At 62.3% G+C, this 9,129-nt stretch carries 9 protein-coding genes; 7 read left to right on the forward strand and 2 right to left on the reverse strand.

What is annotated here, in order from left to right; translation table 11 throughout:
• Positions 1 to 77 precede the first annotated feature (77 nt).
• The gene (locus VES88_08515) at positions 78 to 761 is read left to right on the forward strand and encodes a dienelactone hydrolase family protein (GenBank protein ID HYN81531.1); all 684 of its coding nucleotides are present in this window, start codon (positions 78 to 80) and stop codon (positions 759 to 761) included.
• Here the strand turns inward: VES88_08515 and VES88_08520 are convergent.
• Together VES88_08520 and VES88_08525 are read right to left on the reverse strand one after the other, a co-directional pair.
• Positions 758 to 2,095 (reverse strand): MFS transporter, encoded by a 1,338-nt coding sequence (locus VES88_08520; protein HYN81532.1) that lies wholly within the window; start codon positions 2,093 to 2,095, stop codon positions 758 to 760. The genes VES88_08515 and VES88_08520 overlap by 4 nt on opposite strands.
• Positions 2,092 to 3,474: a hemolysin family protein gene (locus VES88_08525; protein HYN81533.1), complete on the reverse strand. Its 1,383-nt coding sequence runs from the start codon at positions 3,472 to 3,474 to the stop codon at positions 2,092 to 2,094. Before VES88_08525 ends, VES88_08520 begins: the two co-directional genes overlap by 4 nt.
• 106 nt (positions 3,475 to 3,580) lie before the next feature.
• Between VES88_08525 and VES88_08530 the strand changes: the two genes are divergently transcribed.
• The 6 genes from VES88_08530 to VES88_08555 all read left to right on the forward strand — a co-directional run.
• Positions 3,581 to 4,873 carry an ATP-binding protein gene (locus VES88_08530; GenBank protein HYN81534.1) on the forward strand — a complete coding sequence of 431 codons (1,293 nt, stop codon included), beginning with the start codon at positions 3,581 to 3,583 and terminating at the stop codon, positions 4,871 to 4,873.
• A gap of 12 nt (positions 4,874 to 4,885) precedes the next feature.
• On the forward strand, positions 4,886 to 6,259 hold the full coding sequence (locus tag VES88_08535; protein ID HYN81535.1) for a sigma-54 dependent transcriptional regulator: 1,374 nt from the start codon (positions 4,886 to 4,888) through the stop codon (positions 6,257 to 6,259).
• Positions 6,256 to 7,935, forward strand: coding sequence for a tetratricopeptide repeat protein (locus VES88_08540; protein ID HYN81536.1), 1,680 nt, complete (start codon positions 6,256 to 6,258; stop codon positions 7,933 to 7,935). The genes VES88_08535 and VES88_08540 overlap by 4 nt, the downstream gene beginning before the upstream one ends.
• A gap of 69 nt (positions 7,936 to 8,004) precedes the next feature.
• Complete coding sequence (locus VES88_08545; protein ID HYN81537.1) at positions 8,005 to 8,364, forward strand: prepilin-type N-terminal cleavage/methylation domain-containing protein; 360 nt, start codon at positions 8,005 to 8,007, stop codon at positions 8,362 to 8,364.
• A 213-nt stretch (positions 8,365 to 8,577) separates the two neighbouring features.
• A complete protein-coding gene (locus VES88_08550) occupies positions 8,578 to 8,925 on the forward strand; it encodes a prepilin-type N-terminal cleavage/methylation domain-containing protein (protein HYN81538.1) in 348 nt (115 codons plus the stop codon).
• Positions 8,922 to 9,129 (forward strand): type II secretion system protein (locus tag VES88_08555; protein HYN81539.1); only part of this gene is annotated, 208 nt, incomplete at its 3' end. The genes VES88_08550 and VES88_08555, both read left to right, overlap by 4 nt.

Consider the following 9,129-nt stretch of genomic DNA (forward strand, 5'->3'; position numbering starts at 1 on the left):
GTTGTTAACGCAAGCAAAGGGCAAGACGCATTCCTCTTTGCAGTAGTACCCCAGCCCGCAGTGATTAATCTTCCCGGATGCCAACAGAGCATCACATCAAAGTCGGACGCACCGCTCGGTACTACATGATCGGCGAGCCGAGCGACCAGACGCGCGACGTGTGGTTTGTCTGCCACGGCTACAACCAGCTCGCCGGCGACTTCATTCGAGAATTCGCGACGATCGCCGCCGACGCGCGCGTCATCGTCGCTCCCGAAGCGCTCTCGCGCTATTACCTCGCGACGGAGCCCGGATTTCATTCGGCGGAAGCAAAGATTGGTGCAACGTGGATGACACGCGCCGACCGTGAGGCTGAGATTGCGGATTACGTGGCATATCTCGACGACCTGTACGACGAGATCTTTACGCAGGCACGACGGTCGGAAGTTTCAGTGACGGTCGTCGGCTTCTCGCAGGGAGGCGCAACTGCAAATCGATGGCTCACACGCGGTCGTGCCCGCGCGGACCGCCTCATCATGTGGGGCGCGCTTCTCGCAACGGACTCCGACCTCAACCATGCCGCGACATTCTTCCGCGACGTCAAGCTGACCATCGTGTACGGGAAACGTGATCAGTTCGCCGACGAGGGAATGATGGCAAACTATGAGAAGCTGCTGCGGGAGAAAAACGTTCCCTACGAGCTGATTACGTTCGACGGCGGTCACCGGATGGATCGCGCTACACTAGCTGCATTGGCGCGAGTCGAAAGTCGTTCCGCCTAGAGTCGCAGTTCTTCGCGCTCTTCGTGTGCTTGGTGGTCGCTTCCTCGTAAGTGTCCACGTCCGGCTGGTTCGACGGGTTGGAGTGTTTCGAGTTTTCGCAGCTCGGGCCACGCCAGTGCAACCGCGCTCACGACGACGAGTGTTCCTACGCCGCCTGCGACAACGGCTGTGACTGGTCCTACCAGCGCGGCGAGCGCGCCCGATTCGAAACCTCCCAATTCGTTCGACATGTCGATGAAGACACTGTTCACCGCAGACACGCGGCCGCGCATCTCGTCGGGCGTGCGCAACTGAACGAGCGTCGAGCGGATGATCATGCTTATTCCATCCAGGCCGCCGAGCAGGAAAAGCATCACCATCGAAAGCAGGAACGATCGCGAAAGTCCAAACACGATCGTCGCCGCGCCGAAACCCGCGACGGCAAACAACAGAGTCGGCCCCGCGCGCCGCATCGGAGGGCGGTGAGCAATCGAGACGGCTACCATCAGCGCGCCAACGGATGGAGCGGCCCGCAGCCAGCCAAGGCCTTCCGGGCCAACCTGCAGAATATCCTTCGCGAAGATGGGCAGGAGCGCAGTCGCCCCGCCGAGCAGCACCGCGAACAGATCGAGCGTTATCGCCGCCAGAATCTCCTTCGTGTCGCGGACATATCGCATTCCCGCCGCGAGCGATGCGAGAGTCATCTTCTCCCGTGAGCGCGCGGCAAACGCGGCTCCCTCTTCGCTATCGGCGGCCGCGGGGACTGTCCCTCCGCGAATCTCGAGAAGCGCCCAGAGATAAACGGCCGTGAGCAGCGTGCTGATGACGTACGCGCCCGTTGCGCCGCCCTCGATCGCGACCACGATGCCGCCGATCCCGGGACCGACAACGGCCGCGACCTGAAAGCCGCTGCTCGCCCACGTCACTGCATTCCCGAAGACGTCCGCCGGCACCAGCTGCGGCAACATCGCCTGGCGCGCCGGATTGTTGAAAGCCTGTATCGCGCCCCGTGCGAGAATGACGACGTATACGAGCGCAACGGGGCCCTGCCAGTAGGAGAGCGCGGCGAGCGCGATGCTGTCGACGATGAAACCGATCTGCGACCAGACGAGAATTCGCTTGCGGTTCATCCGGTCGGCGAGATCGCCAGCCGGTAGCGCCAGAATGATGACGGGAAGTGCTGTGGCGAGACCGACAAGCCCGAGTGCGAGAGCCGAATGCGTGCGCTCGTACAGCTCCCAGCCGAGCGCGACCTGCAGCATCTGCCATCCGATTACGCCGGCGATGCGCCCGAACGTGTACAGCCGAAAATCGCGGTACCGTAGCGCCGCGTACGGATCGTGCGCGATCGCTATTTCTTGCTCTGGGTGTGCGGCTGAGCTGTCGCCGCCACGTCGGCGCGATGAACGCGAAGAGCTGCTATGCGGCGGCCATCCATCGCGATCACCTCCAGCTCTCCGCCCGGAACGGGTACGCGGTCACCCATCCGCGGAAGCCGCCCGAGCTTCGCGAAAGCATACCCGCCGAGCGTCGTCCAGTCTCCCTCGGGAATCTGCACCCGATGGTCCGAGCGCACGTCGATCAGCGACATCGTCCCGTCGAGCTCGAGGACCCCGTCGGCTTCGATCGACGTTCGTGCGGCGAGGTCGTACTCATCCGAGATGTCGCCGATGACCTCCTCGATCAGGTCTTCCATCGTGATGATTCCTGCAGTTCCGCCGTATTCGTCCAGCACTACAGCCATGTGGGCGCGGGTCTTCCGAAGGTCATCGAGCACACGCTCGGCTGCCCGGCTGTCCGGCACGTAAAGAACGTCGCGCGTGAGGTCCTTGAGTGAAAACGCCTTCGTCTCGTCGCGAAGCCACAAATCCTTGGCGAGGAAGACACCTATTACATCGTCCATGGTCTCGCGGGTGACCGGATACCGCGAGTACCGCTCCTCCTTCACCACGCGCCAGACCTCCCCCTCCGACGCAGTGGTGTCGAGCGACACGATCTCCGTTCGCGGCCGCATCACGTCGCGCGCCTTCTTGTAATGAAAGTCGAACACTCCGGCGAGCATTGCGGTGTCCGACTCATCCAGCCGGCCGTGCGCCCGCGCCTGCATCACGAGAAGTCGCAGCTCGTCCGGCGAGTGTCCCTGCATGTCCGACACGCGGCTGATGCGAAAGACCTTCAGCAGCCCGTTTGCCGCTCCGTTGCAGAGCCAGATAAGCGGTGACATGATGCGCGAGAAAAAAATCAGTGGCCTCGCCACGAGGCGACTAACGCTCTCCGGCCGCACGAGAGCGACAGATTTCGGCGCCAGCTCGCCGAGCACGATGTGAAGGAATGTGAGGATGAGGAAGCCGACTACAAACGATGCGGCTGTGTGGACTCCCGCGGGTGGAGCATCCACTCCGAACGCCTGGAGAATGCTGTCCAGAATCCCGGCAACCGCCGGCTCGCCGACCCATCCGAGGCCGAGCGACGCGATCGTGATTCCGAGCTGCGTGCCCGCGATGTAGCGATCGAGATCCTGCAGGGCGCCTTGTACGGTGCGCGCTCTCTTGTCCCCGGCCGCGGCCATTTCCTCGATTCGCGAATGCCTCACCGCGACCAGCGAGAACTCAGCAGCGACGAAGAAGCCGTTGACGAGGACGAGCACCAGGACGAGCAGCATGCGGCTGGCAATCGAGCCGCCGCCGATGGCCTCGGCGTCCTGCAGCAGCACCGCTAAATGGGGCATTGGCATTGAATCTACATGCTCCCGGCCGTGATTGACGGAGTTGGCGACCCCCTGCAACTTGCACCCTGCCCAAGCATGGAGCAGGAAGATCGACCCGGCACTTCGCCCGCAATTGCAGGCCCCAGGCCTCGTCCGAACTCTACGAGCCGTATTCCTCGGCCGGATCGTCCTCGCTTCGGCAATCTTCTTTGCGGCCGTTTCAGTCTGGCTCGACGCACCCGCCTCCGCCACGCTGATTGCCTCGCTGGCGTTCATCGCAGCGCTCGCCCTTACCGCCTTTTCCATTCTCTGGATGGGCCCCTGGCATCGCCCGGCAACTGCAAACTTTCTATACCTCCAGACGGTTTTTGATCTCTTACTCGTAACCGCCGCAGTGCACGTTACCTGGGACGGGTCTCAATCCGAGTTCGCTCCCCTCTACATCCTGGTGATCGCCGTATCTGCGCTGCTCGTCCCTCCCGCTGGTGTTCCGCTCACTGCCGCGCTCGGCATCGTTCTTTACTTTGCCGACGCCATGCTCGGGCACGACACCGTTCCGGGAATTCCGCTGTTTCTTCAAATGGCGGTCTTTGCAGTCGTGGCGCTGAGCAGCGGGATCATCGCGGCGCGATTGCGCGCCGAGGGCGATCAAAGTGAGGAACTCGCTGCGGAGCTCGCGGCGTTCCGGCTTCGGGAGAGCGACATGAGGAAGCTCGAGGTTCGGTCTGAGCGCCTTGCTGGAATTGCGGAGATGAGCGCTTCGCTGGCGCACGAGATTCGCAATCCGCTGGCATCCATCCGCAGCGCCGTCGAGCAGCTGTCGAGAATTCCGCGCGCGTCGGAGGACGAGCAGGTGCTGAGCGTGCTGGTTCAGCGCGAGTCGGACCGGTTGTCGCGTCTGCTCTCCGAGTTTCTCGACTTCGCGCGCACGGGATCGGCGAGTTTCCACGAGCTCGACGTCTCGGAGATCGCGCGCAATGCTGCCCGGCTGGCGGCCGCTCATCCGAACGCAGCGCCGGGCGTGAAAGTCGTCGACCTTTTTCCGAAGACGCCGCTCATGATGGAAGGCGATGAGGACCTTCTGCATCGCGCCATCTGGAATCTTCTCCTCAACGCCGTGCAGGCGGCGCCCCCGAACAGCGAGGTCAGGATAGAGGGTGGCGAGCTCGCCAGGCACCAGCTTCCCGAAGGACGGCCCGAGTTCGAGCGCGGGGCATTTGCGGTGCTGGTAAGCGATCGTGGCGCCGGCGTGCATCCGAATATTCGTGACCGACTGTTCGATCCCTTCGTCACCAGTAAGCCGGGGGGCAGCGGGCTTGGACTTTCCATAGTTCAGCGCGCGGCAGAAGCACATGGCGGTTTCGTAATTGTGAGCGCTCCCGGAGAGGAAACCCGCTTCACGCTCGTACTACCAAAAAGCCGGTGATCCGGTACGTAAATGAGCGAAAGCACGGAGACGCGGCCGACCGTCCTCATCATCGACGACGAGTCGGGAATAGTCGATACGCTGCGCATCCTCCTCAAGAACGAGGGGTTTGCGGCGCATGTTGCTTTTGGCGGCCGGCAGGGTCTCGAGCAGATCGCCGCGCTGAAGCCGAACGTCGTTCTCTGCGACATCCGCATGCCTGCCGTCGGCGGTCTCGACGTGCTCGCTGCAGCGCGGGAGCAGGATCCTGACGTTCCGGTAATCCTGATGACAGCCCAGGCGTCGCTGCAGTCAGCGATCCAGGCAGTGAATCAGGGGGCGTTCCATTACGTCCAGAAGCCATTCCGCAACGACGAGCTCGTCGCCATCGTCAGGCGCGCCGTCGATCATCGCAAGCTCAGAGTCGAGAACAGGGTTCTCAAGCAGGAGATCAAGAGGCGCGACAAGGTCGGCAAGCCCATCGGGACCAATCGGGCGTGGCTCGACCTCCTCCACGTGGCGGAAACCGTGGCTCAGACCGATTCCACCGTCCTGCTTCAGGGCGAGTCCGGAACCGGAAAGGGCATTGTCGCGCGATACATTCACGAGCTCTCGAAGCGCTCTACCAAGGCGTTCGTTTCAATAAACTGCGGCGCGCTGCCGGAGAGCCTGCTCGAGAGCGAGCTGTTCGGCCACGTGAAGGGCTCGTTCACGGGAGCGGTAAAAGACAAGTCCGGATTGTTCGCGGCCGCTGAATCCGGAACTTTCTTTCTCGACGAGATCGGGGAGACAACTCCGGCAACTCAGGTGAAGCTGCTTCGCGTTCTCCAGCACCGCGAGGTGATTCCTGTCGGGGCAACCGACCCGATTGCGATCGATACGCGCATCATCGCCGCTACAAATCGGGACCTCGACCAGGAAATTGCCCGCGGAAATTTCCGGAGCGATCTCTTCTATCGGCTGAACGTCATCGCCATAGACATTCCTCCGCTTCGCGAGCGCCGCGAAGACATTCCGATTCTCGCCGAAGCGTTCCTGCAGCAGATTGCGCTCGCCCGCGCCGAAGAGCCCAAGACTCTGAACGAAGAGGCGGCCGTGCAGCTCCAGTCGTACTCGTGGCCGGGCAACGTAAGGGAGCTCGAGAACGCGGTGGAGCGCGCAGTGATACTCGCCGCGAACGGCGAGATAACTCCGGCTTCACTGCCTGACCGGATCCGCCAGCGAAAAGCAGAGCCCTTCGTAAGCGAGCGAGTGACACGAAATCCTTCGCTCGACGCAATCGAGCGCGCATACATCATGTGGGTGCTCGGGAGCGAAGGCGGTAACAAATCAAAGGCTGCAGAGACGCTTGGCATCGATCCCTCGACCCTTTATCGCAAGCTGACAAGGTTCGGGGTCGAGGCGTGAGCGATGCGGTCACGGACGAGCCAGGCCAGAGCCGCGCGCAGTCCGTAGCCTGGGCCGCGATAGCAGTCCTCGCTCTCCTCGCGTCGCTCACGGGGATCAGCAACGGATTCGCGCTCGATGACGTCCATATTATCTTCGAGAATCAGCGGCTGCACTCGCTGAGCGAGGCGTGGCGTTTGTTTGGCCACACTTACTGGCCTCCGGAAGAAGGGGCGAGTCTCTACCGACCTCTCACCGCGGTTGCGTTCTCGCTGGAATGGGCAATCGGCCGTGGGTCGCCGCTTCCGTTCCATATAGTAAACGTCGTCCTCTACGCCGCAGTGGCGGTCGCTCTTTACCGTCTCGCGCTTCTTATAGTGTCGCCAGTGGCCGCGTTCGTGGCCGCCGCGCTTTTCGCGGTGCATCCGCTTCACGTCGAGGTCGTTGCAAACGTCGTGGGTCAGGCGGAGCTCTGGGTGGGGCTGATCGTGTTCGTTTCGGTCGCACGGTATATCCGTGCCCGCCGCGCGGGGCCGTTGCGGCCGCAGGAGATCGCTTTACAGGCTGTCCTGTACTTCGCCGCCTGCATGTTCAAGGAGCATGCGATCATTCTTCCGGGCCTTCTCCTGGTGGCGGAGGTCACTCTGCTGAACGAGAGCGGTCGCCTGCGTGAGCGAGCGCGCCAGGTGTGGCCCCTGTTCGTTGCACTCGCTCTCGCCGGCTGCCTGTTCGTATTCGTACGGACGCTCGTCGTTGGGCGCGTGGCACAGGCTGGTCCGAATGCGCTGCTCTTCGACGCAACGTTCCTCACCCGCGTGCTCACGATGCTTCGCGTATCGATGGAATGGGTCCGTCTCCTGGTGTGGCCCGCAAGCATGTCGGCCGATTACTCCTCGCGTCGCATAGAAGCAGCGACATCGTTCGATTCGACAATGCTGCCGGGTCTTCTCGTGCTCGTTGGTGCGGCGGCCATTGCGTGGCACCTGCGGCGCTCGATTCCGGCGGCGGCGTTCGGAATTCTGTGGGCGGGAGCAACGCTTCTCATTCCGAGCAACCTCATCGTCGTCACCGGGTTCATTCTCGCCGAGCGGGCGCTGTTCCTTGCGAGCGCGGGAATCGCCATCTGCGCGGGCATCGCGGTCGTGCACTTCGCGCGGGTGATGGCAGAGCGGGGAGGTCTCGCGCGCTTCGCTCCGGCCGCTGTGGTCGCCCTGCTCCTCGTCGCGGGAATCGGCCGCAGCTCCACCCGAAACCGCGTCTGGCACGACAACGACCGTCTTTTCCGTCAAACAGTGCTCGATGTACCGACGAGCTATCGCGCGCACTGGACTCTAGCCGAGCATCTGACAAACGCCGGTCAGACGCAGGAAGGGCTGGAGGAGATGCTGCTTGCGGTCGTCCTGGGAAAGCGCAACGACCCGGGGCTCCTCTCGTTTGCCGCTGATCGGTTCCGCATGGCAGACCAGTGCCCGCGCGCAATGGGGATGTATCGCAAAGCCCTGGATATCGACCCGTCGTTGCCGGATCTGCGCTTCAATGCGTCTGTTTGCCTGTTGCAGCTGGGTAAGCTCGACGAAGCCAGATCGCTCGCGCAGGACGGTCTCAGATCCTCGGCGGCGGACGCAAATCTGCTGAGGGTTATCGCTGTTGCCGACAGCCTCGCGAATGTGAGCAAGGGAAATAATCCGAAATCCTGAGTTGCCTTTTTTTGGCCCCTTCGTCCTTTCGACGGATTCACTACCGATTCCTCTCAAGGAGATAGACAAATGGTCCGCAACAAAAAGGGTTTCACGCTGATCGAGCTTCTGATCGTCGTCGTCATCATCGGCATTCTTGCCGCGATCGCGATCCCGAAGTTCGCGAACACCAAGGAGAAGGCCTACCTCGCATCGATGAAGGCTGACCTTCGCAACCTGGCGACGTACGAAGAGAGCTACGCAGCCGACAGTGCCGGCACGTACTTCTCAGGCAATGGCACGGCTCAGGGCTTCACCGCGTCGCAGAACGTGACGATGACAGCCACCGCAGTTGCCGGCCCGCCGGCTGGATGGTCTGCGGTTGCGAGCCACACGCTCACGACCAAGACCTGCTCGTCTTCAGTCAACGGTCTGATTACCTGCACCTGATCAGCAAGTCTTGAGGGGAATGAGCGGCCCGCGTATCTCGCGAACGTGGGCCGACTCACCTCCTCTGAAGTTGCTGGAAAGAGGCGGCCTTGTGGGCCGCCTTTTCTTTTTGGAAAACGGATTTAACGGATTGAACGGATCGGAAGCACTACTTCGATGATTCCGTGTGTCAGATGATGACGCGTCTGTAGGTGCAGTGCGTATCGTCCGCGCATGGGAAAAGCGCGCGAAGGATTCACACTCATTGAAGTAGTCGTCGCCATCGTCATGCTTGCAGCCGGCGCGCTTGCACTTGCCGGAACCGCCGCAGTAACCGCGCGGCGCATGGCCGAATCGGCTCGGCGCAGCTCGGCAGTCTCGATGGCGCGAAGCCGTGCCGAAGTGTCCCTGGCGTCACCGTGCGCCTCACTCGCCAGCGGGAGTGAAACCGTTCGCGGTGTGCAATCATCCTGGGTGGCGGTAGCCGCCTCCGCTTCCACTGAGCTCAATCAGCGCGTCTCGTATCCTACAAGCCTCGGTGAGCGAAGCGATGACTATGTCACAGCCGCACCATGCCCGTGAGTCGGCGGGGAGCGGGGTTCACTCTCATTGAAATGGTTGTCGCGACGGTTATTGCGGCGATTGTAGGTGCGACTCTGATGGTCACCCTCGGGAGACAGGAGCGGTTTTACAGCTCGGCCGCCCAGATGCTTCAGGTGCGAGGCCAGCTGCGCGACGGGGGAGACATTCTGACGTCGGACATTCGCGCCGCCGCCGTCGAGCGTT

The organism is Gemmatimonadaceae bacterium (assembly GCA_035633115.1).
Classification (GTDB): domain Bacteria; phylum Gemmatimonadota; class Gemmatimonadetes; order Gemmatimonadales; family Gemmatimonadaceae; genus UBA4720.

Bases quoted from the DNA above. Each gene is read 5' to 3' on its own strand.
- VES88_08515 (HYN81531.1), top strand. From the start codon at position 78: ATGCCAACAGAGCATCACATCAAAGTCGGACGCACCGCTCGGTACTAC.
- VES88_08525 (HYN81533.1), bottom strand. From the start codon at position 3,474: ATGCCAATGCCCCATTTAGCGGTGCTGCTGCAGGACGCCGAGGCCATC.
- VES88_08535 (HYN81535.1), top strand. From the start codon at position 4,886: ATGAGCGAAAGCACGGAGACGCGGCCGACCGTCCTCATCATCGACGAC.
- VES88_08545 (HYN81537.1), top strand. From the start codon at position 8,005: ATGGTCCGCAACAAAAAGGGTTTCACGCTGATCGAGCTTCTGATCGTC.
- VES88_08550 (HYN81538.1), top strand. From the start codon at position 8,578: ATGGGAAAAGCGCGCGAAGGATTCACACTCATTGAAGTAGTCGTCGCC.